This is a genomic window from Comamonas sp., assembly GCF_009360615.1.
GTDB lineage: Bacteria > Pseudomonadota > Gammaproteobacteria > Burkholderiales > Burkholderiaceae_C > Comamonas.
The window spans coordinates 1-15,512 of the sequence record NZ_SPEY01000022.1 but is presented as its reverse complement, the minus strand read 5'-3'; the positions used below and the strand labels follow the sequence as shown (position 1 = coordinate 15,512).

At 64.3% G+C, this 15,512-nt stretch carries 14 protein-coding genes; 6 read left to right on the top strand and 8 right to left on the bottom strand.

Translation table 11 applies throughout. The features are described 5' to 3' along the window. Positions 1 to 9 precede the first annotated feature (9 nt). Entirely contained in the window at positions 10 to 768 is a 759-nt protein-coding gene (locus E2583_RS07305; RefSeq protein WP_291594462.1) for a tetratricopeptide repeat protein, read from the top strand. Between the two features lie 55 nt (positions 769 to 823). Here E2583_RS07305 and E2583_RS07300 read toward each other — a convergent pair whose 3' ends face one another. Beyond that, a complete protein-coding gene (locus E2583_RS07300) occupies positions 824 to 2,002 on the bottom strand; it encodes an alpha-hydroxy acid oxidase (RefSeq protein ID WP_291594461.1) in 1,179 nt (392 codons plus the stop codon). Positions 2,003 to 2,200: 198 nt separating this feature from the next. Between E2583_RS07300 and E2583_RS07295 the strand changes: the two genes are divergently transcribed. The 4 genes from E2583_RS07295 (at position 2,201) to lldD (ending at position 7,895) form a co-directional block, all read left to right on the top strand. Continuing rightward, on the top strand, positions 2,201 to 3,859 hold the full coding sequence (locus tag E2583_RS07295) for an L-lactate permease (protein WP_291594459.1): 1,659 nt from the start codon (positions 2,201 to 2,203) through the stop codon (positions 3,857 to 3,859). Positions 3,860 to 4,309: 450 nt separating this feature from the next. Then, entirely contained in the window at positions 4,310 to 5,974 is a 1,665-nt protein-coding gene (gene lldP / locus E2583_RS07290) for an L-lactate permease (protein ID WP_291594457.1), read from the top strand. Between the two features lie 17 nt (positions 5,975 to 5,991). Further along, positions 5,992 to 6,762 carry a transcriptional regulator LldR gene (gene lldR / locus E2583_RS07285; RefSeq protein ID WP_291594574.1) on the top strand — a complete coding sequence of 257 codons (771 nt, stop codon included), beginning with the start codon at positions 5,992 to 5,994 and terminating at the stop codon, positions 6,760 to 6,762. After that, the gene (lldD, locus tag E2583_RS07280; RefSeq protein ID WP_003076708.1) at positions 6,759 to 7,895 is read left to right on the top strand and encodes an FMN-dependent L-lactate dehydrogenase LldD; all 1,137 of its coding nucleotides are present in this window, start codon (positions 6,759 to 6,761) and stop codon (positions 7,893 to 7,895) included. Before lldR ends, lldD begins: the two co-directional genes overlap by 4 nt. A gap of 40 nt (positions 7,896 to 7,935) precedes the next feature. On the opposite strand, the gene E2583_RS07275 is transcribed toward lldD, so the two are convergent. Both E2583_RS07275 and E2583_RS07270 read right to left on the bottom strand, forming a co-directional pair. Next, a complete protein-coding gene (locus E2583_RS07275) occupies positions 7,936 to 8,817 on the bottom strand; it encodes an EamA family transporter (RefSeq protein ID WP_291594454.1) in 882 nt (293 codons plus the stop codon). After that, the gene (locus tag E2583_RS07270) at positions 8,814 to 9,434 is read right to left on the bottom strand and encodes a nitroreductase family protein (protein WP_291594452.1); all 621 of its coding nucleotides are present in this window, start codon (positions 9,432 to 9,434) and stop codon (positions 8,814 to 8,816) included. Before E2583_RS07270 ends, E2583_RS07275 begins: the two co-directional genes overlap by 4 nt. Before the next feature lie 80 nt (positions 9,435 to 9,514). Here E2583_RS07270 and E2583_RS07265 point away from each other — a divergent pair, with 80 nt between their 5' ends. Continuing rightward, on the top strand, positions 9,515 to 10,432 hold the full coding sequence (locus E2583_RS07265; protein WP_291594450.1) for a LysR family transcriptional regulator: 918 nt from the start codon (positions 9,515 to 9,517) through the stop codon (positions 10,430 to 10,432). Positions 10,433 to 10,443: 11 nt separating this feature from the next. On the opposite strand, the gene pbpC is transcribed toward E2583_RS07265, so the two are convergent. The 5 genes from pbpC to E2583_RS07240 form a co-directional block, all read right to left on the bottom strand. Then, entirely contained in the window at positions 10,444 to 12,801 is a 2,358-nt protein-coding gene (pbpC, locus tag E2583_RS07260) for a penicillin-binding protein 1C (protein ID WP_291594449.1), read from the bottom strand. 191 nt (positions 12,802 to 12,992) lie between these two features. Beyond that, positions 12,993 to 13,550 carry an HdeD family acid-resistance protein gene (locus tag E2583_RS07255; RefSeq protein ID WP_291594447.1) on the bottom strand — a complete coding sequence of 186 codons (558 nt, stop codon included), beginning with the start codon at positions 13,548 to 13,550 and terminating at the stop codon, positions 12,993 to 12,995. Between the two features lie 87 nt (positions 13,551 to 13,637). Further along, positions 13,638 to 14,513 carry an endonuclease/exonuclease/phosphatase family protein gene (locus E2583_RS07250; protein WP_291594445.1) on the bottom strand — a complete coding sequence of 292 codons (876 nt, stop codon included), beginning with the start codon at positions 14,511 to 14,513 and terminating at the stop codon, positions 13,638 to 13,640. An 81-nt stretch (positions 14,514 to 14,594) separates the two neighbouring features. Beyond that, entirely contained in the window at positions 14,595 to 14,981 is a 387-nt protein-coding gene (locus tag E2583_RS07245; protein WP_003058136.1) for a VOC family protein, read from the bottom strand. Between the two features lie 34 nt (positions 14,982 to 15,015). After that, positions 15,016 to 15,512, bottom strand: a 497-nt coding sequence (locus E2583_RS07240) for a carbohydrate ABC transporter permease (protein ID WP_291594443.1), incomplete at its 5' end; no start/stop codon positions are given.

Here is a 15,512-nt window from a genome sequence, read left to right as displayed (position 1 = left end):
AAGCAAGCCATGAAAAAGCCCTTCAGCCGTCTCCTTTGCGCGGCCGCCTTGCTGCTCTGCAGCACTTTGTCCATCGCACAATCGCCCGACCTGCTGCAAGCAGCCGAGGGCGGCGACGCCCAGTCACAGTTCAAACTCGCAGCCGCCTACCTCACAGGCCGTGGAGCCCTCAAAAACGATGAGGAAGCAGCCAGATGGTTCCTGCTGGCAGCAAAGCAGGGCCACGCCGAGAGCCAGTCCAATATCGGCCTGATGTACGGCCGCGGGCGCGGCGTTCCGCAAAGCGATGAGGAAGCGGTCAAATGGTATCGCCTGGCCGCAGAACAAGGCGATGCCGACGGTCTGTTCAACCTCGCGGTGATGTATGACGACGGCCGTGGCGTGGCTGAGAATCAGGAAGAGGCCGTCAGGCTGTATCGCCTTGCCGTGGCACAAAACCATGTGTCGAGCCAGAGCAATCTCGGATACATGTACGACCATGGCCGTGGCGTGGCGCAAGACAGCCAGGAGGCCTTCAGGTGGTATATGACTGCGGCGGAACAAGGGGATGCCAACAGCCAGTTCAACGTGGGCTCCATGTATGCCTTGGGACGCGGTGTCAGGCAAAGCTGGCCTCAGGCCTACTTCTGGGCGTTGTTGGCAGCCAGAGATGGCGAGAAGGATTCGGCCAAGCAGCAGGAAATCATCGCCAAGAAATTGAAGCCGGCGCAACGGGCCAAGATCCAGCTGCAGGTTCAGGAATGGAAGCCCAAGACCGGTAGATCCTGACCTCCGGGCAGAGGTCGCGACGGCTCGCAGTGCAGCAAGCCGCCGACAACGCAGATCAGATCACGGCAAACGGCTTGGGGTAGGTGCCAGGCAACAGGATCTCCTTGCCGACCTGGTCGATATGGGTGTGACCGCAGAAGGCCATGGTCGTATCCAGCTCCTTGTGGATGATCTGCAGCGCCTTGCTCACGCCGGCCTGGCCATAGGCCCCCAGACCGTAGAGAAAGCTGCGACCGATCATCGTGCCCTGAGCGCCCAGGGCCCGGGCCTTGAGCACGTCCTGACCACTGCGGATGCCGCCATCCATCCAGACTTCGATGTCCTTGCCTGCGGCCTCTGCAATCGAAGGCAGGGCCTCGATCGAGGAAGGCGCGCCGTCGAGCTGCCGGCCGCCATGGTTGCTGACCACCAGTGCATCCGCACCGCTTTGCGCAGCCAAGCGCGCATCCTCGGCATCCATCACGCCCTTCAGGATGATCTTGCCGCCCCAGAGCTTCTTAATCCATTCCACATCGCTCCAGTTCAGCGTGGGATCGAACTGATCTGCCGTCCAGGACGAGAGCGAGGACACATCACCCACGCCATCAACGTGACCGACGATATTGCCGAAGCTGCGGCGCTTCGTGCCCAGCATGCCCAGGCACCAGTGTGGTTTGGTCGCCAGATTGATCAGATTGGCCAGTGTGGGCTTGGGCGGGGTGGAGAGGCCGTTCTTGATGTCCTTGTGGCGCTGGCCCAGGATCTGCAGATCCAGCGTCACCACCAGCGCCGAGCAGTTGGCCGCCTTGGCGCGGTTGATCAGGCGCTCCATGAAGGCCTTGTCGCGCATCACATAGAGCTGGAACCAGAACGGATGACGGTCGGTGTGCTCGGCAATGTCCTCCAGCGAGCAGATGCTCATGGTGGACAGCGTGAACGGCACGCCGAAGGCCTTGGCGGCCCGGGCGCCCAGAATCTCGCCATCGGCATGCTGCATGCCGGTCAGGCCCGTGGGCGCGATCGCCACCGGCATGGCGACCTCCTCGCCGATCATGGTGGTGCGCGTGCTGCGCCCTTCCATGTTCACTGCCACACGCTGGCGCAGCTTGATTTTCTGGAAATCGTGCTCATTGGCCTGGTAGGTGCCCTGGGTATAGGAGCCCGAATCAGCGTAGTCATAGAACATGCGCGGCACGCGGCGCTTGGCCACCACGCGCAGGTCTTCGATACAGGTGATTTTGGAGAGATCGCTCACGACTTCTAGCCTTGTCATTGAAATTGGACCCGATGGTAGTCCCCAACGCCTCCATCGGTGCCGCGCTCTGGTTTGAAGTGATTTATGCCGGTGTTGAAATTTTCTTCACCACCGGAAAATCAAGGGCTAATGCTAGGTATGCAAGCCAACGTGCACGGCGACCATCCCTGTCATCACAACTGGCAGGAGACAACAGAGATGGTTTGGCAACAGGTCTACGACCCCCTATCGAATATGTGGCTGTCCACATTGCTTGCGGCCGTCCCGGTCGTGGTGATGCTGGTGGGCCTGGGCTTTCTGCACATGAAGGCTCACCTGGCCGCAGGCGCCGGCCTGATTGCGGCGCTGCTGATCGCAGTCTTCGTCTACAACATGCCCGGCGAGATGGCGGGACGTGCCGCCCTGTTCGGCGGCTTCACCGGCCTGCTGCCCATCGGCTGGATCGTGCTCAACATCATCTTCCTGCACCAGCTGACCGAGCAGAACGGCAGCTTCAAGGTGCTGCAGGACTCGCTTTCGGGCATCACCGAGGACCGCCGCATCCAGCTGCTGCTGATCGCCTTCTCCTTCGGTGCCTTTTTTGAAGGCGCCGCCGGCTTCGGGACTCCCGTGGCCGTGACGGCCGCCATCCTGATCGGGCTGGGCTTTTCGCCGCTGGCGGCATCCGGCCTGTCTCTGATCGCCAACACCGCTCCCGTGGCCTTTGGCGCCCTGGGCACGCCCGTCATCACGCTGGCCAAGGTCCATGGCTACGATCTGATGGAAGTGACCGCCATGATCGGCCGCCAGCTCCCCTTCTTCTCGGTGCTGGTGCCGTTCTGGCTGATCTGGGCCTTCGCCGGTCGCAAGGGCATGATGGAGATCTGGCCCGCGATTCTGGTCACCGGCCTGTCGTTTGCGATTCCCCAGTATCTGGTCTCCAACTTCATCGGCCCGGAGCTGGTGGACATCATCGCGGCCATTGTCTCCATGACCAGCCTGATCCTGTTCCTGCGCGTCTGGCAGCCCAGGAAGATCTGGACCTCGGCATCGCTGCGCGGCAAGGATGTCAGCGCCTCGGAAGTCAAGCCTCCCCAGCCCGTGACCCAACACAGCAGGAGCGCGCTGATCGCGGCCTGGACCCCCTGGATCATTCTTTCGGTGTTTGTCTTCATCTGGGGCCTGCCGCCAGTCAAGGCCTGGCTCAACAGCCTGTTTGCCCCGGCGTTCCCCATGACGGGTCTGCACAATCTGATCGAAAAAATGCCTCCCGTGGTGCCACAGCCGACCAAGGAAGGCGCGGTCTACACGCTGAACCTGCTGTCGGCCACCGGCACCGCCATCCTGCTGTCGGCCATCGTCAGCGCCTTCGTCATGAAGTACAACCCGGTCACCATCGTGCGCACCTTCTTCAAGACCACCTGGCTGGTGCGCTACTCGCTGCTGACCATCGTGCTGATGCTGGCCCTGGGCACGCTGACGCGCTACTCGGGCACAGACACCACTCTGGGCCTGGCCTTTGCCAACACCGGCGTGCTCTACCCCTTCTTCGGCACGCTGATGGGCTGGCTGGGCGTGGCGCTCACGGGCTCGGACACGGCCTCCAACGTGCTGTTCGGCGGCATGCAGAAGGTCGCCGCCGACCAGCTGGGCCTGTCCCCCAACCTCATGGGTGCCGCCAACAGCTCGGGCGGCGTGATGGGCAAGATGATCGATGCGCAATCCATTGTCGTGGCGTCGACTGCCACACGCTGGTTCAACCGCGAGGGCGACATCCTGCGCTATGTGTTCTTCCACTCGATCGCCCTGGCCTGCCTGATGGGCCTGTTCGTCACCATGCAGGCCTATGTCTGGCCGTTCAAGCTGATGGTGAACTGAGTCCCCGAGCCGCTTCGACGGAGCATCCCGGGGGAATCCGGACAGGCCATCCAGGCCGCTCGGTATCTCCGGCCTGGGCTGAGGCGATTTCCCGCCTCCCCCTTTCTCAGCCCATCACGTGGGCACCCCAGCAGCCGCAGCGCCTTCGGGCCTGCGGCTTTTTTGCGCTCCTTGATAAGGATCGATGGAATACCAATTCAAATATTGGTATTACCAATTAATTCCAAGAATCAAGGGAAAACCACTAATTTATGAATAAAACCTCATTTCTATAATCCATCCGACCCGAAACTGTCGCATATTGGTAATACCAATTAGATCGATGGAGCCGAAGCAGATTGCATGTCAGCGTCCGGCACGGGGCGACACGGTTGTTCAAAGAAATGACGGGGAAGCTTCTGGATGCTCAGGAGGATTGCCCTCCCCGCACCAATCCAGGAGATCACGGCAATGCAAGAAATCTGGTCGCAGAACTACGACCCCGCAGGCAATGTGTGGGTGTCGGCGCTGGTGGCGCTGATACCCATCATCTTTTTCTTTCTCGCGCTGACCAAGCTGCGCCTCAAGGGCTATGTGGCGGGCACCATCACGGTGGCACTGTCCCTGGCCGTGGCACTGCTTTTCTACCGCATGCCGGTGGCCAATGCGCTGGCCGCAGGCGTCTATGGCTTCTTCTACGGCCTGTGGCCGATTGCCTGGATCATTGTCGCGGCGGTCTTTCTCTACAAGGTCTCGGTCAAGACCGGGCAGTTCGACATCATCCGCTCCTCGATCCTGTCGGTCACCGAAGACCAGCGCCTGCAGCTGATCCTGGTGGGCTTTTGCTTCGGTGCCTTCCTCGAGGGAGCCGCCGGTTTCGGCGCCCCCGTGGCCATCACGGCAGCGCTGCTGGTGGGCCTGGGTTTCAGGCCTCTGTATGCAGCGGGCCTGTGCCTGATCGGCAATACCGCCCCCGTGGCATTCGGCGCCATGGGTATTCCCGTCATCGTGGCCGGTCAGGTCTCGGGCGTCGATGTCATGGCGATCAGCCAGATGGCCGGCCGCCAGCTGCCGTTCATGACCATCATCGTGCTGTTCTGGCTCATGGCCATCATGGACGGCTGGCGCGGCGTGAAGGAAACCTGGCCTGCGGTGCTGGTGGGAGGCGGCAGCTTTGCACTCGGGCAGTTTCTGACGGCCAACTACATCGGCCCTGAACTGCCGGACATCACTTCGGCCATCTTCGCCCTGGTGACACTGACCACCTTTCTCAAGTTCTGGCAACCCAAGCGCATCTTCCGCTTCGACTCCGAGCCGGGCGCAGCCAAGATTCAGACGACGGCCCCCGTCAAGCTGACGACCGGCATGGTGATCAAGGCCTGGTCGCCCTTCATCATCCTCACCGCCATGGTGACCATCTGGAGCCTCAAGCCCTTCAAGGCGCTGTTCGCCTCGGGCGGCGCGCTGTCCGGCACGGTCTTCAGCATTCCCGTGCCCATGCTGCACAATCTGGTGCAGAAAATGGCGCCGGTCGTTGCCACACCCACGCCTTATGGCGCGGTCTACTCCTTCAACTGGCTGTCGGCCACGGGGACCGCGATCCTGATCGCCGCCGTGCTCGCCATTCTTTTGCTGCGCCTCAAGCCGGCCACCGCAATCCAGACCCTGGGCGAGACCTTCAGGGAACTGGCACTGCCCATCTACTCCATCGGCATGGTCCTGGCCTTCGCCTTCATTGCCAACTACTCCGGCCTGTCCACCACGCTGGCCATGGCGCTGGCCCATACCGGCAAGGCCTTTGCGTTCTTCTCGCCCTTCCTGGGCTGGGTCGGCGTGTTCCTCACGGGCTCCGACACCTCGGCCAATGCGCTGTTCGGCGCGCTGCAGGCCACGACGGCCGCCCAGCTGGGGCTGCCCGAGGTTCTGGCCGTGACGGCCAACACCACGGGCGGCGTGACCGGCAAGATGATCTCGCCCCAGTCGATTGCCATTGCATGCGCGGCCGTAGGCCTGGCCGGCAAGGAATCGGACCTGTTCCGCTTTACCGTCAAGCACAGTCTGGCCTTCCTGGTGCTGATCGGCATCATCTGCACGCTGCAGGCTTATGTGTTTCCGTGGATGATTCCCACCACCTGAAACTCCTGCCCGATCCCATGCCCGCCATCCGCCTTTCCGACCGCGTTGCCCAGCAGCTGCTGGAGCTGATCCAGAGCACCCAGCTCCAGAGCGGCGCCAAGCTGCCGACCGAGCGGGCGCTGGCCGAGCAGCTGGGGGTCTCGCGCACGGCGCTGCGCGAGGCCATACAGAAGCTTGCCAGCCGCGGTGTGCTCGAAAGCCGCGTGGGGGCCGGCACCTTTGTCGGCGCGCGCGTGCCGCTGTGGCACGAGCAGGCCGTCGCACCGCTGGAGTCCCTGCTGCGCGACGACCCCCAGTACCGCTACGACGTGCTGGAAGCACGCCAGGCCCTGGAGCTGAGCACCGCCTGGTATGCGGCCCAGCGCGCCACCGACAAGGACAGGGACCGCATCCGCCACTGCTTCGACGACATGCTGCGCCACCAGCAGGCGCGCGATGCCGCCAGCGCAGCCCGCTCCGATGCCCAGTTCCATCTGGCGATTGCCGAAGCCTCGCACAATGCCGTGCTGGTGCAGCTCATGGGCAGCCTCTTCGAGCTGGTGCTGGGTACCGTGGCGCAGAACCGGCGCCTGATGTTCGTGCATGATGATCCCTCGACACTGGAGCATCTGACTGCACAGCACCACAATCTCATGCAGGCCATTGTCGACGGCGAACCCGAGCAGGCCAGAAGCGCCATCGGCCAGCACCTGGCCTATGTTCACGAAAAGCTGTCCGAGTCGGATGCCGAGGCGGCCCGACGCAAGCGGCTGGATCGTTTCTCCTCTTCCTCCGCCATTTTTTCATGATCATCTCCTCCACAACCGACTACCGCGCAGCTGCGCAAAAGCGCCTGCCACCCTTTCTGTTCCACTACCTCGACGGCGGTGCCTATGCCGAGAAGACGCTGGCGCGCAATGTCGATGACCTGGCCGACGTGGCCCTGCGCCAGCGCGTGCTCAAGGACATGAGCCAGCTCGATACCAGCATCGAGCTGTTCGGCGAGAAGTTCTCGATTCCCGTGGCGCTGGCTCCCGTGGGGCTGACCGGCATGTTCGCCCGCCGCGGCGAAGTGCAGGCCGCCATGGCTGCCGACAAGAAGGGGATTCCCTTCACCATGTCCAGCGTCTCGGTCTGCCCCATCGAGGAAGTCGCACCCAGGCTGGGCCGCCCGATGTGGTTCCAGCTCTATGTGCTCAAGGACCGGGGCTTCATGAAGAACGCGCTGGAGCGTGCCCAGGCTGCGGGCGTCTCCACCCTGGTCTTCACCGTGGACATGCCCGTACCCGGCGCCCGCTACCGCGATGCGCACTCGGGCATGAGCGGCCCCAACGCCGCCATGCGCCGCTACCTGCAGGCCGTGACCCATCCACACTGGGCCCTGGACGTGGGCCTGATGGGCCGCCCGCACACGCTGGGCAATATCTCCACCTACAAGGGTCAGAACGTCTCGCTCGAAGACTATATGGGTTATCTGGGCGCGAACTTCGATCCCTCCATCTCGTGGTCGGACCTGGAGTGGATCCGCGACTTCTGGAAGGGTCCCATGCTGATCAAGGGCATTCTCGATCCCGAGGATGCCAGGGATGCCGTGCGTTTCGGGGCCGACGGCATCATCGTCTCCAACCACGGCGGGCGCCAGCTCGACGGCGTGCTCTCGTCGGCACGCGCCCTGCCTGCCATTGCCGATGCCGTCAAGGGCCAGATCAAGATCCTGGCCGACTCGGGCGTGCGCAACGGCCTGGACATCGTGCGCCTGCTGGCCCTGGGCGCAGACTGCACCATGATAGGCCGCGCCTTCGTCTACGCGCTGGCCGCAGAAGGCGAAGCCGGCGTGACCAACCTGCTGAACCTGCTCGAAAAGGAAATGCGCGTGGCCATGACGCTGACCAGCGTCAAGAACGTCTCGGAGATCACTGGCAATCTGCTGGTACGGGACTGATACCGCACAGGCTCCGGCCCTGGGCCGGGCCTTGCGGGGATCAGCGCGCCGCGCCCCGCTGCCCCAGCCAGATGCCGCCCAGGACCAGGGCCACGCCAGCCATCTGCACGGCCGTCAGAGTCTGGTCCAGAAATGCCCAGCCCAGCAAAATAGCCGTCAGCGGACTCAGAAAGCCCAGCGGAGACACCATGTCCGGCTCCAGCCGGGCAATGCCGCGAAACCACAGCACATAGGTCAGCGCCGCCCCCACCAGGCCCAGCCAGGCCAGCCCGATCAAATGGCCTGGCGTAGGTGCCGGAAAGTCCGAGCCGGCCCAGAGCACCACCGGCAGCAGCCACAGGCCGCCGGCCGTGAGTTGCCAGGCCGTGAAAGTCAGCAGCGGCACGGGGGGACGCCACTTGCGCGTGAGCACCGTGCCGCAGGCCATGGAAACCGCTCCGGCCAGGCCTGCTGCAACCCCTGTCGCATCCAGCCTCATACCGGGCGTGAGCACCAGCAAGGCCACCCCCGCCAGACCGGCCAGGGCACCCAGCACCGACGCTGGCCGCAACCGACTGCCCAGGACCCCGGCTGAAAGAAACACCACCACCAATGGCTGCACGGCCCCGACGGTGGCGGCTGCCCCTCCAGGCAGGCGGTAGGCCGAGACGAACAGCATGCTCCAGAACACCGCGAAATTGAGCGCTCCCAGAACGAACACCCGCAGCCACCACACGCCCTGCGGCAGGCGCCGTGCAAATGCCAGCAACAACAGGCCTGCGGGCAGCGCGCGCAACAAGGCCACAGTCATCGCGGGCGCTTGCGGCAGCAGTTGCGTGGTGACGATGTAGCTGCTGCCCCAGATGGCGGGTGCCAGCGCCGTCAGCAGCAGATCGCGTGCCTGGGTCCGCCTGGAACCAGGCTCAGATTGACCGGCACTCATGCGAACTCCAGCACCTGATCCAGCGGCCGGCGTGGCTTCTGCGGCCAGTTGCCGGGCGCAGCACGGCCCACGGTGACGAGCATGACCGGCACCTCCTCGCTCGCCAGACCGAAGCTGGCTGCCACGCCTTCGGCGTCGAAGCCGGTCATCGCACAGGACGCCAGACCCAGCGCCTGCGCCGCGTGCATCAGCGTCATGGCGCCGAAGCTGGCCGAACGCAGGGCCTCGTCGCGCGCCGCCTGCGCGCTGGCGTACTGCTGCTGCGCGGCCAGGAGCCACCCCTGCGCCATGGCGGCCGGCATGAAGCCCGCGTCCACAGAGGGCTGCAGCCGTTCGGCCAGCGCATCGGGGTCGGCCAGTACGCCGCAGACGATGAAGCAGACGGCCGCCTCCTGCACCTTGGCCTGGTCCTGCGCCACGGCGCGCAGCCTGGCCTTGGCCCCAGGCGTGCGCACGGCGATGAAGCGCCAGTTCTGAAGGTTGTAGGCCGTGGGTGCGCGCGTGGCCAGTTGCACCAGCCTTGATATGTCGGCATCCGCCAGATGGTGGGAGGTATCGAAGCGGTTGGCCGAGATGCGCTGCTCGATGAGGGTGAGCGTGGGATGAAGTGTCGTCATGGCACGACTGTAGATAATTCACCCTGAATTGATAATTGGCGATTATCAAAATAAACCATTCACCAGCAGATAAGAATCACATGGACCGACTGACCGCCTTGCAAGTCTTTCATCGCATCGCGCAGCGCGGCAGCTTTGCCGAGGCGGGCCGCAGCCTGGGCCTGTCGCCGGCCGCGGTCAGCAAGAACATCGCCGAGCTGGAGGCCCATGTGGGCACGCGCCTCATTCAGCGCACCACGCGACGCATGGCGCTGACGGAAGAAGGCCGCCTGTATCTCGAGCACGTCACGCGGGCGCTCGATGCGCTGGCCGATGCAGACTCGGCGCTATGCCCCTTCAAAGCCGCGCCCAGCGGCCTGCTCAAGGTCAGCGCGCCCATGACATTCACACTGACGCAGATCTCTTGCGCCCTACCCGCCTTCCTGGAGCGCCACCCCGGGCTGCAGCTGGACCTGCACCTGGACGACAGACGCGTCGATATCGTACGCGAAGGCTTCGATCTGGCCATACGCGGCAGTGACCGGCTTGAGGATTCCTCGCTGATTGCGCGACCACTGACCTCGATGTCGCATGTGCTGTGCGCCGCGCCCGGCTATTTCGAGAAGCGCGGTCGCCCACACACGCCTGCCGACCTCAACGGCCTCGAGCACATACGCTTCAGCCTCTCGGGCCATGCAGATGTCTGGGAATTTGAGCAAGGCGGGCGCATGGAGCGCGTGGCGGTCAATGCGCGCTACTCGGTGTCCTCTAGCCTTGCAGTGCGCGATGCATTGCGCGCGGGCTTTGGCGTCAGCCTGATCCCGCTGCCCTATGTCGAGGAAGACCTGCGCACGGGCCGGTTGCAGGCCGCCCTGGAAGACTGGAGCACGGTGAAGACCGCGCTCTATGCCATCTATCCGTCGCGCCAGCATATGACGCCCAAGCTGCGGGCGCTGCTGGACTTTCTGGTAGCGCAGTTCGATTCCGGCAACCGAGCGCCTGACCGGTTGACCGGTTGACCGGCCGGCATTCAGCGCCGGCGCTGGCTCTGGATCTGCTCCGGCCCGGCCACCAGGGCACCGGCGCCGCGCACTTCCAGCGCGATGCTGTCCAGCACCTTGCCGGAGGCATCGAGCAGCTCCAGCTTGTGGCGCCCCGGCCAGGGCAGCCAGCCCAGCTGACTGCCACGCCCCAGCTCGCGCTGCACTTCCCGCATCACGGGTTGCGCATTCTTGTCGGCAGCCGCAGGCGGGCCGTACTGCCGGGTTACCAGCCGCCAGCGCAAGCTGCCGTCACGCCAGTCCTGCTCGGCCGCCATACCGGCCTGACGCGCCACCAATTGCACGCGCTGGCTGTCGGGTGGAATATCGGGGTCCAGCGCCAGAATCGTGCCATTGGCCGGGCGCGAGATACGCACAGCGGCCGCAGCCGCAGCGCTGCCGGACTTGCTGCCTTTTTGCCTGGCCAGGCTTTTCTGCTCTGCACTGCCCGCCACGTGATCCATGGCAAACAGCGACTGCTGCGTGCCTGCCACAAACCATTCGCCACGCGCGCTTTCGATGGGCGTGCCGCCACTGGCCAGCGCGCCAAACTGCACTTGTTGCTGCAGCACGCCAGCGGGTGGCCGGGGTGCATGGCTGGACACATTGCGATGCAGGAAGCCCATGATCTCGGCCCAGATGGGCGCTGCGCCGCTGGTGCCGCTCACGGAATGCATGGCTTCGCCACCGGCATTGCCGACCCAGACGCCCACGGTATAGCGCTCGGACCAGCCCACAGCCCAGTTGTCGCGCATATCCTTGCTGGTGCCGGTTTTCACGGCCGTCCAGAAGCGCGTGGCCAGCACGCTGTCGGTGCCGAAGGTCGGGGCCCGCGCCATATTGTCGGAAAGAATGTCGCCGACGATGAAGGCGGCGCGCGCATCCAGTGCCTGCAGCGGCGCCTCGTTGCCCGGCGCTGCATCGCCGGATCTGCGGCCGTCTGTCCGGGGCAGGGCCCAGCTCACGGGGCGGTATTGACCACCATTGCCCAGTGCCCTGTAGGCATTGGTCAGATTGAGCAGCGCGACCTCGCTGCTGCCCAGCGCCAGGCTGAAGCCGTAGTAGCCGCCGCTTTCACGCAGCGGCAGGCCCAGTTTCTTGAGCTGCTCGAAAAACGCATCGGGCGTGACCATGACCAGCGTGCGTACCGCAGGCACGTTGAGCGATGACGCCAGCGCCGTGCGAGCCGACACCCACCCCTTGAAGCGACGGTCGTAGTTCTGCGGAATGTAGAGGCCGTTCTGCGTGGGGATATGGGCCGATGAATCTTCGATCAGCGAGGCAGCCGTGATGCGTTTTTCGGCAATCGCCTGGGCGTAGAGAAAAGGCTTGAGCGTGGAGCCGGGCTGGCGCAAGGCGGTGACGCCATCGACCTCGGACGCCTGGCTCAGCGTGCCCGAAGAGCCGACCCAGGCCAGAATCTCGCCGCTGCGGTTGTCCAGCACCACGGCCGCGCCATCTTCCACATTGCGGCCCTGCAGCTCGCGCAGATGCTGCTGCAGGCTGGCCACGGCAAAGCGCTGCAATGCAGCGTTCAAGGTCGAGCGCACCTGCTCTTGCCCCCGGTTCTGCGGCAGCGCCAGCCAGCGCCGCGAAAAATGCGGAGCCACACCCTCGCTGGCCAGCCATTGGCGCCGTTGCAGCACGCTGGAGGTATAGAGCTGCATGGCCGAGCAATCCCGGGCCGCCACATCGTCGGGCACCATCACCTGCAGCACGCCGCAGGCACGCTGGGCCACACGTTCCACCGATGCGTTGGGCGCTCGCACCAGGGCCGCGGCAATCGCTGCCTCGCGCGCATCCAGGCCATGGGGCGCCTTGCCGTAAAGGCTTTGCGACAGTGCATCGATGCCCACGATCTCACCGCGAAACGGCACCATGTTCAGGTAGGCCTCAAGAATCTGGTCCTTGCGCCAGCGCCTGTCCAGGACCTGGGCGGCCACGGCCTGTCCCACTTTCTGCACCACGCTGCGCCCGCCAGGACCCTGACGCCAGTCACCGTCGAGCAGTCCCGCAAGCTGCATGGTGATGGTGCTCGCGCCGCGCGTGCGCGTGTTCCAGAGATTGCCCCAGGCGGCAGCGGTGACGGCGGCCCAGTCCACGCCGCTGTGCTCGTAGAAACGTTTGTCTTCGCTGAGCACCAGGGCGGTGCGCAACGCCGGCGAGACATCGGCCAGGGCCACCCAGGGCCCGCGGCGTACCGTGCTGTCGGTGCGCAGGCGCTGCAGCACCTCGCCCTCGCGCGAGAGCAGCAAGGTCTCCGAGGAGCGATGCTCGTTGCGCACCTCCTCGTAGCTCGGCACGGCATGGCTGCTGGCGGCAAGACCCAGCCACAAGGCGAGCGTCATGCCGACGGCTCGCCAGGACTGCTTCACTCTCGGGGGTCGGGAATACCGCTGCATGCCTTGTTCCATGTCGTTGCGCGCTGTTGAAAGTCAGCAGGCATTGTCCCAAAGAAGGAGCAGCAGACGGTCGTTTCAGGCAAGCCGCCACAAAAAAGCGGCTTCTGCGAGCCGCTTCTTCGAGCAGTCAAAGCCTTTCAGGCCCTGAACTTCTTGATCTTGAACGCCAGTATCACCATCAGCACGCCGAAGATGACGGCATAGGTCGCCAGCACCCACAGCATGGCCATCATGCCCGCGCCGGGCTGCATCAGAACGAAGATGCCGAACAGCACCGACAGCAGGCCCCCGAGCACCAGCAGCCATTCGCCTTGAATTTCCTTGCGCAGACGCAGGGCTGCGACGATCTGCAGCACCCCGGTCATCAGAGCCCAGACACCGATATAGATGGTCAGCACCAATGCGGTGATCGCCGGATTGATGACCGTGAGCACTCCCACCGCCACGCCCGTCAGCCCCCACAGCAGAACCACCCACCAGTAGCGCGACTGCTGGCGGCTCTTGATGGCGGTGTAGATGCCCAGCAGGCCGTCGACAAACACATAGGCGCCAAACACCAGCACCAGCGCGGCAGCGGACGCCGCAGGCTGCATCCAGGTCAGCACGCCGAAGATGATGGCGGCAGCACCGCGTAACAACAGCACCCACCAGGTACGGTGCAACATGATGGACATGGACGGAATTTCTACCGGCATGAAGACTCCTCTCTTTCAGGGTTTCACATCACTGCGACTTGCGTGGCAGCAGGTCTCTCGAATCCAGCTCCGACCCTAACAACAAGCTCAGCCCAGCGTCAACATCACAGGCTGGTGGTCAGACGCCTGTGTGGCGCTGTCCACCTTCCAAGTGTGCACTCTCTGACACAAGCTGTCGCTGACCCACATCAAGTCGCAGGCCCCTGGCTCGGCTCCCCAGGTTCGATCGACCAGCCTGAAGGTCGGCGGCTGCGGTTGACCGGGGTGCAGCACATCCCAGCTATTGCGCCACTGCCCGGCGTGCAGACATCCCTCCTCGCCAGCCGCCCAGGGGGCGGACAGGGCGACATATTCGGGCTCGTGCGGCTCGAAGTTGAAATCCCCGCACAGCACGGCATGGCGGGTGTGCGGCTTGGTCTGATAGGGAGAACCGTCGCTGGCCGGCTGCGGCGGAGCATCGGCCAGTGCGCAGGCCTGCATCTGAAGGGTGCGCAGAGCGACGGCCTGCGCCATGCGCTGGCGCTTCGAGAAATACTCGAGATGCGTGGTCATGATGCGTACCGGCCCCAGTGCCGCGTCGGCCACCGTGGCCACCGAGCACATGCGCGGCATGCAACGCACATCGGCCTCGGCGGGCATGGGCAACGGATGGTGCTGCACCTGCAGCAGCGGCAGTCGCGTGGCGATCAGATTGCCAAAGCGCTGATGCCCCCGGGCCGTGAACTCCTCGACCGAGGCACCGAAGACGATCTGCCAGCCCGGCAGCAGCACCTTCAGCTCGGCCAGCTGATCGCCAGGCCGGCCCTGCAGATCAGGGTAGTTGACCGCGATCTCCTGCAGGCACAGCACATCCAGTCCGCCCGCGTCCTCGCCCATCTGCAGCGCGTGACGCACGATGCGTGCCACGCTGACCAGCCCATCCATGCCGCAGCACCATTGCACATTCCAGGTCAGGATATTCATCTTGTCGCTTCTTTCCACATCGAAAAAGACTGCTGCGCCTGCCTCCGCAGCGCTGGCAGCGGCTATTTTCAGAGCAGCCGATCAGGCAAGGGTCTCGCGCAGCTGAAACACATTGCCTTCGCTGTCCATGGCATTGCAGACCGCAAAGCCGGGGCCTTGCCAGCGCTCGTCGAACACCTGACCGCCCAGCGCCTGCGCGACGCTTGCGGCCTCGGCGATCGCGGGCACGGTGACGAAAAACTTGAGCGCCACATCGGCACGGCGCTGCGGCGGCTTGCCGACCTGGACCCGCGCCGCGATCTCGGCAGGCAGGGCGTGAATCAGCAGCTGCAGGGCGGCGGACTCCAGCACGATGATGTGCTCATCCTCATGCAGCCGCTGCATGTCCAGCACCTGTTCATAAAAGCGCGCCAGGGCCTGGAAGTCCTTGGCATAGATGAGCACACCAGCAGCAGCGGGACCGGGCATCGTCAGCTCCTCAAAGAGTCTGACTGTATCCCGTTCACTTGATTCCCGCGCGCATGAAGCTCTGCACGAACTGGCGCTGGAAGATGAGAAAGGCAAGCAGCAGCGGTCCCGAAGTCATCAGCGTCGCTGCGCAGATGGTCGACCATTCCACGCCTGATTCCACGCTGGAGAAAACCTGCAGTCCCACGGTGAGCGGACGCGCCTGCACGCTGTTGGTGACGATCAGCGGCCAGAGGAAATTGTTCCAGTGAAAGCTCACCGAGACCAGCGCAAACGCCGTGTAGACCGGCCTGGCCAGCGGCACGTAGACACGCCAGAGAATCTGTAGCGTGCTCGCACCTTCCACGCGCGCCGCCTCGTCCAGCTCGCGCGGTATGCCCATAAAGGTCTGGCGCAGCAGGAAGATGGCAAAGGCCGAGGCGAAATACGGAAGGCCCATGCCCACCAGGGTATCGACCGCGCCCAGCCTGGACATGGTCTGATAGTTCGCCACCAGCAGAATGTCCGGCATGATCATCAGCTGTACCAGCA

What these genes read in the sequence shown, in the direction of transcription:
- E2583_RS07265 (WP_291594450.1), top strand. Translation starts at nt 9,515, where the DNA reads ATGGACCGACTGACCGCCTTGCAAGTCTTTCATCGCATCGCGCAGCGC.
- E2583_RS07250 (WP_291594445.1), bottom strand. Translation starts at nt 14,513, where the DNA reads ATGAATATCCTGACCTGGAATGTGCAATGGTGCTGCGGCATGGATGGG.
- lldR (WP_291594574.1), top strand. Translation starts at nt 5,992, where the DNA reads ATGCCCGCCATCCGCCTTTCCGACCGCGTTGCCCAGCAGCTGCTGGAG.
- lldP (WP_291594457.1), top strand. Translation starts at nt 4,310, where the DNA reads ATGCAAGAAATCTGGTCGCAGAACTACGACCCCGCAGGCAATGTGTGG.
- lldD (WP_003076708.1), top strand. Translation starts at nt 6,759, where the DNA reads ATGATCATCTCCTCCACAACCGACTACCGCGCAGCTGCGCAAAAGCGC.
- E2583_RS07275 (WP_291594454.1), bottom strand. Translation starts at nt 8,817, where the DNA reads ATGAGTGCCGGTCAATCTGAGCCTGGTTCCAGGCGGACCCAGGCACGC.
- E2583_RS07305 (WP_291594462.1), top strand. Translation starts at nt 10, where the DNA reads ATGAAAAAGCCCTTCAGCCGTCTCCTTTGCGCGGCCGCCTTGCTGCTC.
- E2583_RS07255 (WP_291594447.1), bottom strand. Translation starts at nt 13,550, where the DNA reads ATGCCGGTAGAAATTCCGTCCATGTCCATCATGTTGCACCGTACCTGG.
- E2583_RS07270 (WP_291594452.1), bottom strand. Translation starts at nt 9,434, where the DNA reads ATGACGACACTTCATCCCACGCTCACCCTCATCGAGCAGCGCATCTCG.
- E2583_RS07245 (WP_003058136.1), bottom strand. Translation starts at nt 14,981, where the DNA reads ATGCCCGGTCCCGCTGCTGCTGGTGTGCTCATCTATGCCAAGGACTTC.
- pbpC (WP_291594449.1), bottom strand. Translation starts at nt 12,801, where the DNA reads ATGACGCTCGCCTTGTGGCTGGGTCTTGCCGCCAGCAGCCATGCCGTG.
- E2583_RS07295 (WP_291594459.1), top strand. Translation starts at nt 2,201, where the DNA reads ATGGTTTGGCAACAGGTCTACGACCCCCTATCGAATATGTGGCTGTCC.